At 59.5% G+C, this 18,592-nt stretch carries 21 protein-coding genes; 8 read left to right on the top strand and 13 right to left on the bottom strand.

Features of this window, described 5'->3' with window-relative positions:
* Position 1: 1 nt before the first annotated feature.
* Entirely contained in the window at positions 2 to 277 is a 276-nt protein-coding gene (locus CKW15_RS19370) for an ogr/Delta-like zinc finger family protein (RefSeq protein ID WP_095060174.1), read from the bottom strand.
* A 300-nt stretch (positions 278 to 577) separates the two neighbouring features.
* Here CKW15_RS19370 and CKW15_RS19375 point away from each other — a divergent pair, with 300 nt between their 5' ends.
* Complete coding sequence (locus CKW15_RS19375) at positions 578 to 1,003, top strand: helix-turn-helix domain-containing protein (protein ID WP_177408847.1); 426 nt, start codon at positions 578 to 580, stop codon at positions 1,001 to 1,003.
* 292 nt (positions 1,004 to 1,295) lie between these two features.
* On the opposite strand, the gene CKW15_RS19385 is transcribed toward CKW15_RS19375, so the two are convergent.
* From CKW15_RS19385 to CKW15_RS19405, 5 genes are all read right to left on the bottom strand, one after another.
* Positions 1,296 to 1,652, bottom strand: coding sequence for a putative holin (locus CKW15_RS19385; RefSeq protein WP_095060172.1), 357 nt, complete (start codon positions 1,650 to 1,652; stop codon positions 1,296 to 1,298).
* Complete coding sequence (locus CKW15_RS19390) at positions 1,639 to 1,941, bottom strand: helix-turn-helix domain-containing protein (protein WP_095060170.1); 303 nt, start codon at positions 1,939 to 1,941, stop codon at positions 1,639 to 1,641. Before CKW15_RS19390 ends, CKW15_RS19385 begins: the two co-directional genes overlap by 14 nt.
* A 130-nt stretch (positions 1,942 to 2,071) precedes the next feature.
* Entirely contained in the window at positions 2,072 to 2,689 is a 618-nt protein-coding gene (locus tag CKW15_RS19395; protein ID WP_095060168.1) for a TPM domain-containing protein, read from the bottom strand.
* Between the two features lie 28 nt (positions 2,690 to 2,717).
* Positions 2,718 to 3,473 (bottom strand): YgcG family protein, encoded by a 756-nt coding sequence (locus CKW15_RS19400; protein WP_095060166.1) that lies wholly within the window; start codon positions 3,471 to 3,473, stop codon positions 2,718 to 2,720.
* A 43-nt stretch (positions 3,474 to 3,516) separates the two neighbouring features.
* On the bottom strand, positions 3,517 to 4,122 hold the full coding sequence (locus tag CKW15_RS19405; protein ID WP_095060164.1) for a LemA family protein: 606 nt from the start codon (positions 4,120 to 4,122) through the stop codon (positions 3,517 to 3,519).
* Between the two features lie 249 nt (positions 4,123 to 4,371).
* Between CKW15_RS19405 and bglX the strand changes: the two genes are divergently transcribed.
* Complete coding sequence (bglX, locus tag CKW15_RS19410) at positions 4,372 to 6,663, top strand: beta-glucosidase BglX (RefSeq protein WP_095060162.1); 2,292 nt, start codon at positions 4,372 to 4,374, stop codon at positions 6,661 to 6,663.
* A gap of 140 nt (positions 6,664 to 6,803) precedes the next feature.
* On the opposite strand, the gene CKW15_RS19415 is transcribed toward bglX, so the two are convergent.
* The 5 genes from CKW15_RS19415 to CKW15_RS19435 form a co-directional block, all read right to left on the bottom strand.
* The gene (locus tag CKW15_RS19415; RefSeq protein ID WP_095058700.1) at positions 6,804 to 7,961 is read right to left on the bottom strand and encodes a phosphatidylserine/phosphatidylglycerophosphate/cardiolipin synthase family protein; all 1,158 of its coding nucleotides are present in this window, start codon (positions 7,959 to 7,961) and stop codon (positions 6,804 to 6,806) included.
* A gap of 1 nt (position 7,962) precedes the next feature.
* Entirely contained in the window at positions 7,963 to 8,553 is a 591-nt protein-coding gene (locus CKW15_RS19420) for a YceI family protein (RefSeq protein ID WP_095058701.1), read from the bottom strand.
* Between the two features lie 142 nt (positions 8,554 to 8,695).
* Positions 8,696 to 9,019: an amidase gene (locus tag CKW15_RS19425; protein ID WP_095058702.1), complete on the bottom strand. Its 324-nt coding sequence runs from the start codon at positions 9,017 to 9,019 to the stop codon at positions 8,696 to 8,698.
* Positions 9,016 to 10,110, bottom strand: coding sequence for a serine hydrolase (locus CKW15_RS19430; protein ID WP_095058703.1), 1,095 nt, complete (start codon positions 10,108 to 10,110; stop codon positions 9,016 to 9,018). Before CKW15_RS19430 ends, CKW15_RS19425 begins: the two co-directional genes overlap by 4 nt.
* Positions 10,111 to 10,191: 81 nt before the next feature.
* Positions 10,192 to 11,070 (bottom strand): acyl-CoA dehydrogenase family protein, encoded by an 879-nt coding sequence (locus CKW15_RS19435; RefSeq protein ID WP_095058704.1) that lies wholly within the window; start codon positions 11,068 to 11,070, stop codon positions 10,192 to 10,194.
* Between the two features lie 155 nt (positions 11,071 to 11,225).
* Here CKW15_RS19435 and olsB point away from each other — a divergent pair, with 155 nt between their 5' ends.
* Both olsB and CKW15_RS19445 read left to right on the top strand, forming a co-directional pair.
* Positions 11,226 to 11,981 carry an L-ornithine N(alpha)-acyltransferase gene (gene olsB / locus CKW15_RS19440; protein ID WP_095058705.1) on the top strand — a complete coding sequence of 252 codons (756 nt, stop codon included), beginning with the start codon at positions 11,226 to 11,228 and terminating at the stop codon, positions 11,979 to 11,981.
* Entirely contained in the window at positions 11,981 to 12,772 is a 792-nt protein-coding gene (locus tag CKW15_RS19445) for a 1-acyl-sn-glycerol-3-phosphate acyltransferase (RefSeq protein ID WP_095058706.1), read from the top strand. Before olsB ends, CKW15_RS19445 begins: the two co-directional genes overlap by 1 nt.
* A 107-nt stretch (positions 12,773 to 12,879) precedes the next feature.
* Here CKW15_RS19445 and CKW15_RS19450 read toward each other — a convergent pair whose 3' ends face one another.
* Positions 12,880 to 13,458 (bottom strand): ACP phosphodiesterase, encoded by a 579-nt coding sequence (locus CKW15_RS19450; RefSeq protein WP_095058707.1) that lies wholly within the window; start codon positions 13,456 to 13,458, stop codon positions 12,880 to 12,882.
* A gap of 171 nt (positions 13,459 to 13,629) precedes the next feature.
* On the opposite strand from CKW15_RS19450, the gene CKW15_RS19455 reads away from it, so the two are divergent.
* From CKW15_RS19455 to CKW15_RS19465, 3 genes are all read left to right on the top strand, one after another.
* Positions 13,630 to 13,932, top strand: a complete 303-nt coding sequence (locus CKW15_RS19455) for a helix-turn-helix transcriptional regulator (protein ID WP_095058708.1) — start codon at positions 13,630 to 13,632, stop codon at positions 13,930 to 13,932.
* A 92-nt stretch (positions 13,933 to 14,024) separates the two neighbouring features.
* Positions 14,025 to 15,191, top strand: a complete 1,167-nt coding sequence (locus tag CKW15_RS19460) for an MFS transporter (RefSeq protein WP_095058709.1) — start codon at positions 14,025 to 14,027, stop codon at positions 15,189 to 15,191.
* 30 nt (positions 15,192 to 15,221) lie between these two features.
* Positions 15,222 to 16,271, top strand: a complete 1,050-nt coding sequence (locus tag CKW15_RS19465; RefSeq protein WP_095058710.1) for an alkene reductase — start codon at positions 15,222 to 15,224, stop codon at positions 16,269 to 16,271.
* Positions 16,272 to 16,533: 262 nt separating this feature from the next.
* On the opposite strand, the gene emhR is transcribed toward CKW15_RS19465, so the two are convergent.
* Positions 16,534 to 17,166 carry an efflux system transcriptional repressor EmhR gene (gene emhR, locus CKW15_RS19470; protein ID WP_095058711.1) on the bottom strand — a complete coding sequence of 211 codons (633 nt, stop codon included), beginning with the start codon at positions 17,164 to 17,166 and terminating at the stop codon, positions 16,534 to 16,536.
* Between the two features lie 265 nt (positions 17,167 to 17,431).
* Between emhR and CKW15_RS19475 the strand changes: the two genes are divergently transcribed.
* The gene (locus CKW15_RS19475) at positions 17,432 to 18,589 is read left to right on the top strand and encodes an efflux RND transporter periplasmic adaptor subunit (protein ID WP_095058712.1); all 1,158 of its coding nucleotides are present in this window, start codon (positions 17,432 to 17,434) and stop codon (positions 18,587 to 18,589) included.
* Positions 18,590 to 18,592: the final 3 nt, after the last annotated feature.

Consider the following 18,592-nt stretch of genomic DNA (forward strand, 5'->3'; position numbering starts at 1 on the left):
CTCACGTCTCCTGCGGTACATCGGTCGTTGCAGGGCTCACAACAGGCTTCGCGGCATGACGCAGGTCGGGCCCGGCGCAAGGCAGGCGCACGGCGGGGTTGGGCATGCCACTGGGTGAAAGCTCGTGGGTCATTTCAAACTCGGCCCGTACCGACCAGCCACAGGCCTCCGACGTGCATTGCAGGTACGCCACCCGCAGAAAAATATGCCGGCCCTCACTGGTGCGAATGCGCATCCTGTTCAAGCAGTGCGGGCATACCATTTTGTAAGTGCTCATGCTGGGTTCCCGACGGTCATTGGGTGGCAATCAACCTGATCAAACGCAATACTGCTTGAGGCCTTGATTGCGGCGCTCAGGTCTTGTGAACAATGTCTGCCAGACATAAGGAAGTGCATCTGGCAGACGCGTAGTGGGTTCGAGCCATGCTCGTAGGAAATCACCCTGATACCATTAGGAAGTTTCGACATCGTATTCTTCTGACTCATAGTCGATGATTGATTACTCACAAGAAAAAAAGTACTCATTACGCATAAATTAGGCACTCAAAAAGCATATGTCAAAAGGAAGAGGCTCAAATTGCGTAGCAAAAAATCACAAGCTGTCCTGGCTCGCCTGAAGCAGATTACCGGCACAAAAACCGATGCTTCTCTGTCTTCAGCGTTACAGATCAGCCCGCAAACCCTTAGCAGCTGGAAAGGCCGCGACAGCACACCGTACTCATTATGCGTAGATATCGCGCAAGCTCGTGGCATCTCACTCGACTGGTTGCTGCTGGGTGAAGGGCCGATCCTGAGACAAACCGTTACTGATTCCTCGGTAGCGAATCAGGAAAGTACAACCCGGGAAAACACCATTCTCGCGTTATGGCGGTTGCTTGATGAAAATGATCGTTGCGCCATACAAAACACGCTGGAAGAAAAACAACGGCTGCGGGAAATGGAGCTCAAACTTTCCGAGATGTCCATCACCCTGGCGGCACTTGAACTCTCGAACAAAACTTGAAGCCCAGTACGTCATTGCTTTAAGGCGTGCCACAAAACCATGAGGTTACCGCTGCTGCGAACAATCACTACGCATGCCAGGACGCTCACCCCAGCATGCCAAGGGCTGACCGGTAGAAATGCCAGCAACACGTCAATACCGGCAAGGCAGAACATTCCTCCACACAGGCTGATCAATACACTTTCACGCCAACAGTGGTGGTGTTCATCGCGTTGATAACACGCCAGCCTGAAGGCACTGATCAAGTGAGCCACACCCGTTACCCAAACCAGAGCAACCATTTCCTGGCCCATCATCCTCGCCCCCTGAAGTGCCGAATGATTTCACCGATACCCGCGCCATCAATCCACTGCATGAGCTTGATACTGATGGGAATGACGATCAACGCGCAGATAAACGCCGTCACGCCCGCAGTCAGAAAGGGTGCCAGCGGTTGGGCGACAGGCGAAAACAGGTAGCCCACACCCGCAGACAACAACCAGGAACCGATACGCTGCCAGGCCTTGAAGTTAGCGCGCGTGGTGGTCACCAGCCACGCGCCGAGCGATGCACCGAACAATACCTCGCCATCGATCACCGGCAATGTTGCGATCCCCATTCCCACCATCAGCGCGCTGATACTGTTGTAGGTCGAATCAGTCAGGCTCATGTGCACCTCGCACAACGCCCGAGTCAACGTTGATCGCTCCCGACTCGATCGCCTTGAAGATGGCGCAACTGCGAGAGCTGACGTCGAATTTTCGGCGAATATTGGCGAAGTGAAAATTGACGGTCGACTCCGCGCAATTTTCGATCCTGGAAATTTCCCAGGAAGTTTTGCCCTTGTAACACCACATCAGGATTTGTGTTTCTTTCGCCGTCAGTTTCACCGACGACGCACTTTTCTCTCCGCGGGGAGCGATCCGTACAAGAGAGTCAATTGATTGTTGGGTTGGCATAAGAATCCCTCTACGCTGGAGTGCCCTTCGCTGGGCATCCGCTGGTAGAGAGAAATATTGACGAGAAGGCTGAGTCGGGACAATTGACGGGACTTGTAGCGGCGAGCGCTACACAACGCCGTGATCAGACTTAGCCGAGCACCACTAAACGGTTCGGCAATTCATTGCGCGCATGGGTCACCGGCACATGTACTTTGAGCAGCTTGCCACAGGCTTCGATGCAGCTGACAAACCCTTGCAGGGTCTGCCCTGCCTTCACCTGCTGAGTAAACGTGGCGACGATCGCATCCCAATGCTTGTTGTCCAGACGACTGGAGATGCCCTCATCCACGAGAATTTCCACGTAGCGCTCGGCCTCTGAGACAAAAATCAGCATGCCGGTGCTGCCTTGCGTGTGGTGCAGGTTCTGCTCCAGAAACTGCCGACGGGCCAGGTTTGAGGCGCGCCAATGACGCACCGACCTCGGGATCAGGTGCGTGGTGACTTTCGGCAAGCGAAACACCAGGCACAACACGATGAAGGTGATCCACTGCACCAGCAGCAGGCTGTGCATGGTCAGCCAACCCGTGAGGTAATGCACGATACCCGGCGCCAGCAACGCCAGCAGGCTGGCCCACAGCAGCGGAATGTAGGCGTAATCATCGGCGCGGGCCGCGAGCACCGTCACCAGTTCCGCATCGGTATCGCGTTCGACCCGGGCAATCGCCTCGGCGACTTTGCGTTGTTCGTGTTCAGTCAGTAATGCCATGTCGTGAAATGCCTGCTCATTATTATTGTCACCAGCCGCCGGACGAACCGCCCCCGCCGAAACTGCCCCCACCGCCGCTGAACCCCCCGCCTCCACCGCCGCCGCCAAAACCACCACCACCAAAGCCGCCACCGGAACCTCCGGAGCCGCCACGGCCGGCCGGAAGAATACCGAGCATTTGGCCGACAAAAAAAATCAGGATGAACAACAGCAGCACAAACACGAAAACCCCCGGATGGCGCGAGACGAAATCGTCCCCCGGATCGCCTCGGGATTCATAGGCGGTCGACGGTTCGTCCAAGGGATTTCCGCCTAGCACCACCAGCATTGCCGCGACGCCATCGCTGATGCCTTTGTTGAAGTTCCCGGTCTTGAATGCCGGCGTGATGACCTGATTGATGATCACCGAACTCTGGGCGTCGGTGAGGCGATCCTCCAGGCCATAACCGACTTCGATACGCAGTTTTCGCTCGTCCCGGGCGACAATCAGCAAGGCACCGTTGTTCTTGTCCTTCTGCCCGATACCCCAGTGACGCCCCAACTGATAACCGAAATCGGCAATGTCGGTGCCCTGCAAATCCGGCAGGGTGACCACCACCAGCTGCTCGCCAGTGGCGGTTTCATGGGCCTGAAGTTGCTGGGTCAGTTGCTGGCGCACCGACGGCTCGATCATTTGGGCGTTGTCCACCACTCGCCCGGTCAGCGCCGGGAAAACCAGCTCGGCACGAGCCGTGACGGCCACCCCCCACAACAACAGCATCAGACCCACTTTCAAAACGCGCATTGGCAACCTCATCCATACATACACCGCTCTCTACGGGATTGATTCAGAATTTGACCTCAGGGGGCTTTTCCGCGCCCGGCGTGGCTTCGAAGGTTTCGCGAACCGGCAGGTCGCTGTACATCACCGTATGCCACAGGCGACCGGGGAAGGTACGGATCTCGGTGTTGTACTTCTGCACCGCAAGAATGAAGTCGCGCCGGGCTACGCTGATCCGGTTTTCGGTACCCTCTAGCTGCGATTGCAGGGCAAGGAAATTCTGGTTGGCCTTCAGGTCCGGATAACGCTCGGACACCACCATCAGTCGGCTCAAGGCACCACTGAGCTGATCCTGGGCTTGCTGGTACTGTTTGAGCTTTTCCGGGTTGTCCAGGGTCGATGCATCCACCTGGATCGACGTGGCCTTGGCCCGCGCTTCGATGACGGCGGTCAGGGTTTCCTTCTCGTGGGCCGCGTAGCCCTTGACGGTTTCCACCAGGTTGGGAATCAGGTCGGCGCGGCGCTGATACTGGTTTTGCACCTGCCCCCACGCGGCCTTGGCCTGCTCGTCGAGGGTCGGGATGTTGTTGATGCCGCAAGCGCTCAGTAACGACGTCAGCATCAGCAACATGGCGACTTGCAAGCGTGAACGATGGGTTGGACTGACATTCATCAGGATGATGCTCCCTTGTACATTTCATGAAAAAACCGACCGTGAAACCTTCTCGGCCGGCTGTTGGGGCATAATCGCCCGCGCCTCTGGATTGCCACGGGCCGATGGGCTAAAAAGAGGCCCCGCGTGAAAGCGCGTGCGGACTTCGGCTGGCGCTTTTTAAGTCAGCACCCGAACAACAATAGTCGTTCCCTAAATTTTGGCTGGCCGGCGTGTACATCGCCGTTTGGGCCCTTGAGAAAACTATTCATGAAGAAGCTGTGTTTGCTGGGCCTGTTCGTCGGCCTGGCCAGTCATAACGTATTGGCCGCCACGACGCCCGCCCCCCTGGAGAACAAGGACGCCTTCGTCAGCAACCTGATGAAGCAAATGACCCTCGATGAGAAAATCGGCCAACTGCGCCTGATCAGCATCGGCCCGGAAATGCCCCGCGAAATGATCCGCAAGGAAATCGCGGCCGGCAACATCGGCGGCACGTTCAACTCGATCACCCGCCCGGAAAACCGTCCGATGCAGGATGCTGCCATGCGCAGCCGCCTGAAGATCCCGATGTTCTTCGCCTACGACGTGATCCACGGTCACCGCACCATTTTCCCGATCCCGCTGGCCCTGGCCTCGAGCTGGGACATGGACGCCATCGGCCTGTCCGGGCGTATAGCCGCCAAGGAAGCCGCGGCTGACAGCCTCGACCTCACCTTCGCGCCGATGGTCGATATTTCCCGCGATCCGCGCTGGGGCCGCACGTCCGAAGGCTTTGGCGAGGACACCTATCTGGTGTCGCGCATTGCCGGGGTGATGGTCAAGGCGTTCCAGGGGGCGGGCGCCAACACGGCCGACAGCATCATGGCCAGCGTCAAGCACTTCGCCCTGTACGGCGCGGTCGAGGGTGGCCGCGACTACAACGTGGTCGACATGAGCCCGGTCAAGATGTACCAGGATTACCTGCCGCCGTACCGCGCCGCGATTGACGCCGGTGCTGGCGGGGTGATGGTTGCGCTGAACTCGATCAACGGCGTGCCTGCCACCGCCAATACCTGGCTGATGAACGACCTGTTGCGCAAGGAATGGGGCTTCAAGGGCCTGGCGGTCAGCGACCACGGGGCGATTTTCGAGCTGATCAAGCACGGCGTCGCTCGTGACGGCCGTGAAGCCGCGAAGCTGGCGATCAAGGCCGGTATCCACATGAGCATGAACGACACCCTGTACGGCAAAGAACTGCCGGGGCTGTTGAAGGCCGGCGAGATCCAGCAAAGCGACATCGACAACGCCGTTCGCGCAGTGCTGGATGCCAAGTACGACATGGGCCTGTTCAAGGACCCGTACCTGCGTATCGGCAAGGCTGAGGATGATCCGGTCGACACCTACGCCGACAGCCGCCTGCACCGCGCCGAGGCCCGCGATGTGGCGCGCCGCAGCCTGGTGTTGCTGAAAAACCAGAACGAAACCCTGCCACTGAAGAAAACCGCGAAAATCGCCTTGGTCGGTCCGCTGGCCAAGGCCCCGATCGACATGATGGGCAGCTGGGCCGCTGCCGGTCGCCCTGCGCAATCGGTGACCCTGTTCGATGGCATGAGCAGCGCGCTGGGCGATAAATCGACGCTGATCTACGCTCGCGGTGCCAACATCACCAGCGACCCGAAAATCCTCGGTTACCTGAACTTCCTCAACTTCGACGCCCCGGAAGTGGTGGATGACCCACGCCCGGCGAACGTGCTGATCGACGAAGCGGTGAAAGCAGCCAAGGAAGCTGACGTGGTCGTCGCTGCCGTGGGCGAGTCCCGTGGCATGTCCCACGAATCGTCGAGCCGCACCGACCTGAACATCCCGGAAAACCAGCGCGAGCTGATCCGAGCCCTGAAAGCCACCGGCAAACCGCTGGTGCTGGTGTTGATGAACGGCCGTCCGCTGTCGATTCTCGAAGAGAAGGAACAGGCTGACGCGATCCTCGAAACCTGGTTCAGCGGCACCGAGGGTGGCAACGCCATCGCCGACGTGCTGTTCGGCGACTACAACCCGTCGGGCAAACTGCCGATCACCATCCCGCGCTCGGTTGGGCAGATTCCGACCTACTACAACCACCTGACCATCGGCCGGCCGTTCACCCCGGGCAAACCGGGCAACTACACCTCGCAGTACTTCGATGACACCACCGGTCCCCTGTACCCGTTCGGTTACGGCCTGAGTTACACCGAGTTCAACCTGAGCGACATGGCGCTGTCATCGACCACGCTGAACAAGACCGGCAAGCTCGACGCCAGCGTAAAAGTGAAGAACACCGGCAAGCGTGACGGTGAAACCGTGGTCCAGCTGTACATCCAGGACGAGACCGGTTCGATGATTCGTCCGATCAAGGAACTGAAGAACTTCCAGAAAGTGATGATCAAGGCCGGCGAACAGAAAGTCGTGCACTTCACCATCACCGAGGACGACCTGAAGTTCTACAACACCCAGCTCAAGTACGCAGCGGAACCGGGCAAGTTCAACGTGCAGATCGGCCTGAACTCCGAGGACGTGACGCAGCAGAGTTTTGAGTTGTTGTAATTAATCAAACACCATAAAACCCTGTGGGAGCGGGCTTGCCCGCGATGAGGCCATAACATTCAACATTTATGTTGCCTGTTAGACCGCCATCGCGGGCAAGCCCGCTCCCACAGTGGTTTGTGGTGTTCAGAAATTCGGGATTATCCCCGCCGATCCAACAGATTCACCACCACCCGATCCACCCATCCCCAGACCCTCTGCTTGACCCGCTTCCACAGCGGTCGACGCTGCCAGGCCTCCAGGCTGACTTCCTGGCTCAGGGCAAAGTCTCTTTCGAAACTTGCCGTTACTGCACGAGTCAGCCCAGGGTCCAGCGCTTCGAGGTTGGCTTCGAGGTTGAAACGCAGATTCCAGTGATCAAAGTTGCACGACCCGATGCTCACCCAGTCGTCGACCAGCACCATTTTCAAGTGCAGGAAGCACGGCTGATATTCAAAGATCTGCACCCCGGCCTTGAGCAGTCGCGGGTAGTAGCGATGCCCGGCGTAACGCACGGACGGGTGATCGGTGCGCGGCCCGGTCAGCAGCAGGCGCACATCGACGCCTCGAGCAGCAGCCCGGCGCAGTGAGCGACGGACTTTCCAGGTCGGCAGAAAATACGGCGTGGCCAGCCAGATCCGGCGCTGGCCGCTGTTCAACGCGCGAATCAGCGATTGCAGAATATCGCGGTGCTGGCGGGCGTCGGCGTAGGCCACACGGCCCATGCCCTCACCCAAGGACGGTAACCGTGGCAAGCGCGGCAAGCCAAAATGCGAGGCCGGTCGCCAGGCACGTCGATGGCGGTTGGCAATCCACTGACGATCGAACAGCAGTTGCCAGTCGAGCACCAGCGGCCCGGTGATTTCCACCATCACTTCGTGCCACTCGCTAACATCTTCACCTGGCGTCCAGAATTCATCGGTGGCGCCGGTGCCGCCCACGACGGCCAGACTCTGATCGACCAACAACAGCTTGCGGTGATCGCGATAGAAATTACCGACCCAACGCCGCCAGTTCAGGCGATTATAGAACCGCAACTCGACCCCGGCGGACGTCAGGCGCTGGCGTAAAGCCAGAGTGAAGGCAAGGCTGCCGTAGTCATCGAACAGGCATCGCACCCGCACGCCGCGCTCGGCAGCCTGGACCAACGCCTGAACCATCGCTTCGGCGCAAGCGCCCGCCTCGACCAGGTACAACTCCAGCTCGACCTGTTCTTCGGCACGGGCAATCGCCACCAACATGCGCGGAAAAAACTGCGGGCCATCGATCAGTAGCTCGAAATGGTTGCCTTCACGCCAGGGAAAGATCGCGCCGGCCATGTCAGCGCGCCGTGAAAATCAGCACCGCACCCACCGGTACCGACAGGCTGATTGCCGATAAACCGGCCAGTTTGCGCAAGGTTTCCAGACCCGGCGCCAGATCAAAATCTTCGGCATTGATGACCACCGGTTCAAGTGTCACCACTTGAAAACGTCGGTCATCGAGTCGGGTCGCCAACAACTGCGCGTCGTAGGTGTGCTGCTTGCCGTGCAGGTCGACGGTCAACGGCAGACGCAACTCCAGCTGCGCGCCGGGGGCGAGATCGTTGATCGGACGCAAATCGATCTGCGTGGTGATCAGTGCTTCGGGAAACTTGTCGATCTCGAACAGTTCTTTGCGCATGCGCTCATCGCGCAGCGGAATGCCGCTGTTGATCGAGTCCAGTTCGACTTCCACCCGCGCCAGCCCTTTGGGATCGACCTGACCGTGCAACACCAGAAAGCGCTGCACTTCAGAAACATTGGCGTTTTTGGTGCTGACAAACGACAGCCGAGAGGACTCGCCGTCGAGGTACCAGTCGGCGCGGGCCGACAGCGTAGCGCCGGTCAACAGCAGGAAAGCGAGGGTTTTCAGGGTGAAACGCTTGAACATAAAAACTCGTGAGGGCAGATAAACCTGTGCTGAACCTTAACTGGCCCTCAGCGCATTGCAAGCCGTCTACGACACCAAACCCGCTTTTGTGGTGAGGGAGCTTGCTCCCTCACCACAAAAGCCCCCACCTGGACTTTCCGCTTCATTGTTGCAAGCGACAGCCCTGGCGTTCGCCGATCCATACTGCGCTGTTGCTTCGACCCATGCCGCTGACTGTTATTTGCTTGCTGGCAACATCATCGACGAAACCGCTGGTCGGCAGCCACTGTTTCACGTATCCGCGGCAGTACTCGGCATCGTTGTTCATCACATAACGGCACGAGCAATACTCCTTGGCGGTGTAGGCGCTGATGATGCCGGGGAACGCCCACAGCGCAACACGTTCGTGCCAGATCCAACCGAGCAAGGCCAGCAACAGGATCAGCAACAGTGAACTGATCGGTCGGCGTCGAAAAAAACCGCTCATGGCTGCACCTCGGCGGCGAAGGTTTTTAGCGCGAGCTTGAGCAATTCGTTATGTCGATAGCTACCGTCGCGGTCATCGCCGTAGCGCACGATCACCAGGTTTTCACTGGGGATCACGTACATCGCCTGCCCCCAATGGCCCAGCGCGGCGAAGGTGTCGGCCGGGGCATCAGGCCAGGGTTGGGCGGCCCCGTCGACTGCGCGATTGAGCCACCAGTGTCCGCCAGGCACGGCGGCGTCCTGATTCGCACGATAGTGGGCGAAGGGCTCGCGATTGAACGCGACCCAGTCTTTGGGCAGCAGTTGCCTATCACCCCAACGTCCATCACGGGCCATCAACAGGCCGACTCGCGCCAGATCCCGCGCAGTGAGATAGGCATAAGAGGACGCGACGAACGTGCCGGTGGCATCGGTTTCCCACACGGCACGGCGAATGCCCAGCGGTTCGAATAATGCAGCCCACGGATAGTCCGCATAGCGATTCGGCCCGACCATGGTTTTCAACGCGGCGGACAGCAGATTCGTGTCACCGCTGGAATAGCGAAATGCCTGGCCCGGTGCTGCGTAGCTGTCGTGATCGACAGTGAATGCGCCCATGTCTGCGCGGCCTCGGGTATAGAGCATGGCCACCACCGAGGATTTCAACGGTGCGTATTCGTAGTCTTCCTGCCAGTCGATGCCCGAGGCCCAGTGCAACAGGTCGGCCAAGGTCATGGTCGGGTATTTCTTCAGCGGGGGATAAAATTTTTGTACAGGATCCTGGAGCTTGAACAGCCCTTCGCCATAGGCCACACCCAGGACGGTTGCCATCAAGCTTTTACTGATGGACCAGGTCAGGTGTGGAGTCTCGGCGGTGGTCGGCCCGGCGTAGCGCTCGTAGATCAATTGGCCGTCGCGGATCACCAGCAAGGCATCGGTGCGGATGCCTTGGCGGGTGTTGTCGTTGCGGGGCGCGAAGGCGTATTGCTCCAGTGCCTGAAGTGCGGGTCCGGTCATGACCGGGCCGGACGGCCATTGCTCCGCGGGCCATTGTTCGGCGCGGGTGCCGAAGCTGAGCAACAGCAGGAAAATCAGGGGCAAGCCTTTCAACATGGCGGGGGCTCATGGGAAATAACCGGGTTAGCCTAGCCCAATTAAATGACACTCACGCGAGCCTTGCAGGAGCTGCAATTGTCAAAGGCCTGCCAGTGCCTTCACCAACCGTTTCCCCCGTGCCCCGGCAGCCAAATCCATCACGGCCTGATCCCTCTGCCACATTGCCGACCACTCTGGCGGTCCCTCCGCCAGCGCTTCATTGATGTCAGGCTTCAGAGCATCAAACTGCGCAAATAACCCGCCCAACAACACATGCCCGGCCGGACTGGTAGGCGGCTGTCGACTGACTTCCGCGCAGCCGGCGAGCAACGCCAGCAGGCGCAGTTGCAAGCCCTGAGACCAATCGCTGTCCTGTCCGACGCCATACAACCACGCCGTCATTGCGCTCAACACATAAACATCTTCCAGCGTTCGGAATGGTTTGACGTAGGCATCCCAGCCATCCCCCGCCAGCAATTCACACAAGGCGTTATCCAGAAACAAGCGGCCATGGCTGATGTCGGGCATCAACGGGATCGCTGGCAACTGCTCCACCCGCACACCGGGTTCTTCGCGATAGATCACCGCCAGGCTCAAACGCGGATCTTCGCCGGGCTCTTCACTGCGTGCCGCCACCAGCAACCAGTCGGCGGCGTCGCCAGCGGTGACGAAATCCTTGCGCCCGTTCAGGCGCAAACCGCTGAGCCGGGTCTGCATGTCCGCCGGGCGCAGGCTGCGCTGTTCGGTGGCACACAACGCGCCGAGGCTTGCGGGTGCACTCGGCCAGAGCATGCGCAACGCCGCCTGATAACCCACCAGAAACGCCAGCCCCGGCGTTGCCATCAAGCGTGCGCCCGACACCGCCAATTCAAATGGCGTGACGGTACCCAACTGCTGCAACAGAGTCGCGAAACCTTCGGCCAGATCAGGGTTGGCGGGCAGGCGCTCGCCACGGTTCAACAGGGTTTGCCAGGGCATAAGAGGCTCCTTGTGGGCTGTCATATAAGCATCACCAAAGCTTAATGGCGATGACACCGGGGCTACATAGCCTGACTTTGCACAACACGGCTAGACAAAGAAAGTCGATTTGCTGTAGCCCAAAGACGGGTGAGCAGCCCGAATGGAGATTCGCCATGACTCAGATCGCCCGCATCAGCGACACCGGCACCGAACGCCGACTGCAAGCCGAACGCCTGGTGGGCGCCGAGGCTTTGCAAGAAGCCCAGGCCTTGCGATTCAACGTGTTCAGCGGCGAATTCAACGCCAAGCTCAAAGGCGCGGAGCGGGGTCTGGACATGGATGACTACGACGTTCACTGCGCCCACATCGGTGTGCGTGACCTCAACACCGGTCGTCTGGTGGCGACCACCCGTTTGCTCGACCATACAGCCGCCAGCAGCCTGGGTAAATTCTACAGCGAAGAAGAATTCAGCCTGCACGGCCTGGTCCACTTGCAAGGCCCGATCCTGGAAATCGGCCGCACCTGCGTCGACCCGGCCTACCGCAACGGCGGCACCATCGCCGTGCTCTGGGGCGAGCTGGCCGAGGTCCTGAACCAGGGCGGCTACAGCTATTTGATGGGCTGCGCGAGCATTCCGATGCAGGACGGCGGCATTCAGGCCCACGCGATCATGCAGCGTCTGCGCGAGCGCTACCTGTGCACCGAACACCTGCGGGCGGAGCCGAAAAAACCGTTGCCGAGCCTCGACATTCCTTCGAACGTGATTGCCGAAATGCCACCGCTGCTCAAGGCCTACATGCGCCTGGGCGCGAAGATTTGCGGCGAGCCGTGCTGGGATGAAGATTTCCAGGTCGCCGACGTGTTCATCCTGCTCAAGCGCGACGAACTTTGCCCGCGCTATGCCAAACACTTCAAGGCGGCTGTGTGATGAGCCGGCTGCGCATTTACGCGCGAATCGCACGAGTATTGCTGGTAGTGGCGCTAGGCCTGGGCATGGCCAGTGTGTTCGGGTTGTTCGAGCGCCTGGGCATGGCCCATTCGATGGAACGTCGTCAACGCTGGTCGCGATTTTTCATGGCACGCCTGAGCAATGCCCTGCCCTTTGACGTGACGGTTCAGGGTGAACTGCCAAAGACACCGATGCTGTGGGTGAGCAATCACGTGTCCTGGACCGACATCCCGCTGCTGGGCATGCTCACGCCCATGTCGTTCCTGTCCAAGGCCGAAGTGCGCACCTGGCCGGTGGCCGGTTGGTTGGCGGCCAAGGCTGGCAGCCTGTTCATCCGTCGCGGTTCGGGCGACAGCCAGTTGATCCGCAAACAGATGACCCGTCATCTGGAAACGGCGCATCCGCTGCTGATGTTTCCGGAAGGCACCACCACCGATGGCCGTTCACTTCGCACCTTCCACGGTCGCTTGTTGTCCGCGGCCATCGATTCCGAAGTGGCGATGCAACCGGTGGCGATTCGTTATGTGCGCAACGGCGAGCTCGATGCGCTGGCGCCGTTCATTGGTGACGATGATTTGCTGTCGCACCTGATGCGTCTGTTTGCCAATGATCGTGGCGGCGTGGAGATTCATCTGCTCAAGCCGATTGCCTGCGAAGGCCGGGAACGCGCGGCACTCGCGTTCGAGGCGCAGCAGGCGGTGCAGAAGGCGTTGTTTGGTGCTGTTGTTGAATCGCAACGAGCTCCCCTGCGCCCCGCGATTGCCGCGTAAACACATTCCCCCTGTAGGAGCGAGCCTGCTCGCGATAGCGGATTTACATTCAACGATGATGCTGAATGACAAATCGAAATCGCGAGCAGGCTCGCTCCTACAGAGGTTCAGCGTGCTGGGTGGCTCTGCGCAAAATTCTGAAGCTGCGGATAGAACAACCGGAAGTCCTCGCTCAACGGCTCGTACAACCGCCGCAACTCCGGCATCGCCGCCGCCAACTCTTCCGGCCGGGTCAACCGCCGCGAAATCCCGCGCAACACCTGCTCCAGCACCTCGAACTCCCGGTAAGAACCCAACCAGTCATCAGCCACCATATAAGGCGCGATGCGAGCCAGGCGCTCCGGGAGTTGCGGTTCAGTGGACAACACTCGGTAAACGTCCGAGGTGAACAACGCCAGCGGCCGCTCGGCATACAGCGTCCAGTCCCGCGCCAGGCAATGATCGAAAAACACGTCGAGGACGATCCCGGCATACCGCCGGCGCGTCAGGGAAAACCGTGACAACGCCGTATCCACCAGTGGATGGCGGTCAGTGAACACGTCGATGCTGCGATGCAACTGGATGGCCGCTTCGATCTCTGGATCGTACTGCCCTTGCAGCCTGCCTTTGACGAAATCGCCATACAGGCTGCCGAGCCATTGACCGGGACGCTGGCCACCGAGGTGAAGATGTGCGAGATAGTTCATGGGCGCAGCTTAGCACCGCGGCCTTGCCTTGTTACACTCAACGTATCGTTATAACTCGATATACCGATTTTCTCAGTCATAAGAGCAAAATCATATTGGTATATCGCGAAATACCGATTTAAAGTTCGCTTCATCGCGATATAGCGTTTTACTGATCACGAGCCCACTGCCATGAACCTAGACCTCGACGAAATAATAAAAGCCCTGGCGCACCCGGTACGGCGAGAAATCCTGCACTGGCTCAAAGACCCGACCGTCGAATTTCCCGACCAGTCCCACAGTAACGAGCACGGCGTTTGCGCCGGGCAGATCGATCAACGTTGCGGCTTGTCGCAATCCACGGTGTCCGCACACCTGGCGACCCTGCAACGCGCCGGCCTGATCAGCAGCCGAAAAGTCGGCCAGTGGCATTTTTTCAAGCGCAACGAGGAAACCATTCAGGAGTTCCTCCGCATCTTCAGCAACGAGCTCTGACCCTGTGGGGGCGTTCTCAATTGGTTTTCACACAGCCCCGGGAAAGCCAATTGAGAACGCCCCCCACGTCAGCCAGCCATAAGGAATTAGACATGCCCCTCTCGCTACTCATCCTCGCCTTGAGCGCCTTTGCCATCGGCACCACCGAGTTCGTCATCATGGGCTTGCTGCCCAACGTGGCGGCCGACCTCGGTGTGTCGATCCCCGGCGCCGGCTGGCTGGTGACCGGTTACGCCCTGGGCGTGGCCATCGGCGCGCCGTTCATGGCGCTGGCCACCGCCAAGCTGCCGCGCAAGGCCGCCCTGGTGGCGTTGATGGGCATCTTCATTATCGGCAACCTGCTCTGCGCAGTGGCTGGCGACTACAACGTGCTGATGTTCGCCCGTGTGGTCACCGCCCTGTGCCATGGCGCCTTCTTTGGTATCGGTTCAGTGGTGGCAGCGGGCCTGGTGCCTGCGAACAAACGTGCTTCAGCCGTCGCATTGATGTTCACCGGCCTGACCCTGGCCAACGTCCTCGGCGTACCGCTGGGCACCGCGCTCGGCCAGGAAGCCGGGTGGCGCTCGACCTTCTGGGCGGTGACCGTGATCGGCGTGATCGCACTGATCGGCCTGATCCGCTTCCTGCCGGCCAAGCGCGATGAAGAGAAGCTCGACATGCGCGCCGAACTGTCCGCGCTGAAAGGTGCCGGGATCTGGCTGTCGTTGAGCATGACCGCGCTGTTCGCCGCCTCGGTGTTCACGCTGTTCACTTACGTCGCACCGCTGTTGGGTGAAGTCACCGGCGTCTCGCCCCGCGGCGTGACCTGGAGCCTGATGTTGATCGGCCTGGGCCTGACGGTCGGCAACATCATCGGCGGCAAGATGGCCGACAAAGGCCTGGCGGCAACGCTGATCGGTGTCTTCATCGCCATGGCCGTGATTTCCACCGTCCTGACCTGGACCAGCGTCGCGCTGATCCCGACCGAAATCACCCTGTTCCTCTGGGCCACCGCGTGTTTCGCCGCCGTGCCGGCCTTGCAGGTGAACGTGGTGACCTTTGGCAAAGCCGCTCCGAACCTGGTGTCGACCCTGAACATTGGCGCTTTCAACGTCGGTAACGCCTTGGGTGCCTGGGTCGGCGGCAGTGTGATTGCCCACGGTTTCGGCCTGACCAGCGTGCCGCTTGCTGCAGCTGTATTGGCGGTTCTCGCCCTGCTGGTGACCCTGATTACGTTTCGTCAGAGCGGCAATCCCGATCTGGCACCTGCTACCAACTGATCATCCATTACCTCACGAGGGTTGCATTAAATGACGACTATTTTCGATCCGATCAAACTGGGCGACCTCGAGTTGGCCAACCGCATCATCATGGCCCCGCTGACCCGCTGCCGCGCAGACGAAGGTCGCGTGCCCAACGCGCTGATGGCCGAGTACTACGTGCAACGCGCTTCCGCTGGCCTGATTCTCAGCGAAGCCACGTCGGTCACGCCGATGGGCGTCGGCTACCCGGACACCCCGGGTATCTGGTCCAACGACCAGGTGCGTGGCTGGTCCAACGTGACCAAAGCCATCCACGGCGCCGGTGGCAAAATTTTCCTGCAACTGTGGCACGTGGGCCGGGTTTCGCATCCGTCGTATCTGAATGGCGAAGCTCCGGTTGCACCAAGCGCCATCCAGCCAAAAGGCCACGTCAGCCTGGTGCGTCCGCTGGCGGACTACCCTACCCCACGCGCACTGGAAACCGCTGAAATCGCCGACATCGTCGACGCTTATCGTGTGGGTGCTGAAAATGCCAAGGCAGCGGGATTTGATGGCGTGGAGATCCACGGCGCCAACGGATACCTGCTTGACCAGTTCCTGCAAAGCAGCACCAACCAGCGCACCGACCATTACGGCGGTTCCCTGGAAAACCGTGCACGCCTGCTGCTGGAAGTGACCGACGCAGCGATCGAAATCTGGGGCGCCGGCCGCGTGGGCGTGCATTTGGCTCCACGTGCCGACTCCCATGACATGGGCGACGACAACCTGGCTGAAACGTTCACCTACGTCGCTCGTGAACTCGGCAAGCGTGGCATCGCCTTCATTTGCTCACGAGAAAAAGAAGGCGCCGACAGCCTCGGCCCACAATTGAAAGAAGCTTTCGGCGGCCCTTACATTGCCAACGAACGCTTCACCAAGGACAGCGCCAACGAATGGCTGGCCAGTGGCAAGGCCGATGCCGTCGCGTTCGGCGTGCCGTTCATTGCCAACCCGGATCTGCCGGCGCGCTTGAAGGCTGATGCGCCGCTCAACGAAGTGCGTCCTGAACTGTTCTATGCCAAGGGCCCGGTTGGTTATATCGACTACCCGACGCTGTAATCAGTCATCCTGGAAATGCAAAAGCCCCGACTCGAAAGAGCCGGGGCTTTTTGTTATCTGAAAACAATATTGTGGTTTTGACACCGCGAAAAGGACTTGCTCACAGTCTCGACACAAAACTCCTACAAATTACTGAGCTCGCAACCTGTCAACGGGCCGAGTGTAAGTATATAAAAGCAGCCCATTGTCGAAGGGCACGTGAAGAACCGTTCATTTACGGTCTCGACGGTTGACACACATGACGTCGATTTCGCATTTTGCTTCATTTACGCAGGCTGGGGCTCAAGCGCAGCATGTCCAGCCCCGTATCGGCCCAACGCTCGGCTTCGGTGTGCAGTTCAAAGCTGTCGGGGGCCAGCAACCACTGGTACAGGATGCCGTCGATGTAGGCATGCAGGCTGATGGCCGCACGGACAGTGTCGAGGTTTTCCGGCAGTTGCCCGCGGTTGACTGCATTACTCAGGGCCACGCCGATGCGCACGTTGCAGTCGAGGCTGGCTGCCACACGCTGTTGACGCAGGTCGCACATTTCATCGGTGAATTCGCACTTATGAAACAGAATTTCGTTGATGCGCCGGGTTTTCGGGTCCAGCGCAACTTGATGAAACAAATGAACCAACAACTTGCGCATGCAACCCAGGGGATCGAGTTCATCTTCGCTCTCGCTGGCCTTGGCCATTTCTTCCAGCGGCTCATGCAGTGTGTCGAGCATGGCCTGCACCAGATCCGCCTTGTTGCTGAAATGCCAGTAAATGGCCCCGCGCGTCACGCCCGCGAGGGTCGCGATGTCCGCCAGCGTGGTGCGCGCCACGCCCCGCTCGAAAAAGGCCTTCTCCGCCGCCACGAGAATCTGGGCACGGGTTTCCTGAGCTTCTTCTTTGGTGCGACGGACCATGGCAGTACAACCTCAATCAGGGTGCTTCAGCGATGTCTGAATATCAGCTGAATAAAAGTGGGGCGAACGTTCTTGGGTATCGTCCCCGGCCTACAATTCGAACCTGCGAACGGCTTCTGTAACGGTATGAGTACACAGTCTAGGTATTTACAAACAGCCATGTACGTAAGTATATTCCTTAGCAAGCTACTTATCCACTCGGCACACATTTTTAAACCTTCCACCTTTCTTGTGCGCACCTTGCGCGCCTGACCCGAGGATTTTCATGCAATTCAAGCCAGCTGTTACCGCTCTGGTCGCCGCCGTCGCCCTGGCATCGCTACTCAGCGGATGCAAAAAGGAAGAGGCAGCACCAGCCGCACCGCCCCCTCAGGTCGGCGTCGTAACCCTGCAACCGCAACTTTTCACCCTGACGTCTGATCTTCCGGGACGCACCAGTGCATTCCGCATGGCCGAGGTTCGCCCTCAGGTCAACGGCATCATTCTGAAGCGCCTGTTCAAGGAAGGCAGCGACGTCAAGGCCGGCCAGCAGCTGTATCAGATCGATCCGTCGGTCTATGACGCAACACTGAAAAGCGCTGAAGCCAACCTGCGTTCGACCAAGTCGGTCTCCGACCGCTACAAGCAATTGGTCGATGAGCAAGCCGTCAGCCGTCAGGAATACGACACCGCCGTGGCCAACCGCCTGCAATCGGAAGCCGCCCTGCAAACCGCCCAGATCAACGTGCGCTACACCAAGGTCTACGCACCGCTGACCGGCCGCATCGGTCGTTCTTCGGTGACTGAAGGCGCGCTGGTCAGCAATGCCCAGGTCGATGCGATGGCAGTCATTCAGCAGCTCGACCCGATCTACGTCGACGTGACGCAGTCCTCGGTCGAGATGCTGCAACTGCGTCGCGAACTGGAAAGCGGTCGCCTGCAGAAGGCCGGTGCCAACGCGGCAACGGTCAAGCTGACCCTTGAAGACGGCAGCCAGTACAAGCTGGACGGCAAGCTGGAGTTCTCCGAAGTCTCGGTTGACCAGACCACCGGTTCCGTCACCCTGCGCGCCGTGTTCCCGAACCCTGAGCACACCCTGCTGCCAGGCATGTTCGTACACGCCAAATTGCAGGCCGGTGTAAACAGCGCCGCAATCCTGGCCCCGCAGCAAGGCGTGACACGCGACCTCAAGGGCACGCCGACCGCTTTGGTCGTGGGTCCGGATAACAAGGTTGAACTGCGTCAGCTCAAGGCCAACCGCACCGTCGGCAACCAATGGCTGATCGAAGATGGCCTGAAGGCTGGCGATCGCCTGATCACCGAAGGTCTGCAATTCGTCAAACCGGGCATCGAAGTCAACGCTCGGGAAGCGACCAACGTAGCCGCAAAGAACCCGGTCCCCGCACAGGCAGCTGACAAGGCTTCCAGCGGCAAAGGGGAGTAAACC

Origin of the sequence: Pseudomonas sp. Irchel s3b5 (assembly GCF_900187435.1) — a bacterium.
Lineage (GTDB): Bacteria > Pseudomonadota > Gammaproteobacteria > Pseudomonadales > Pseudomonadaceae > Aquipseudomonas.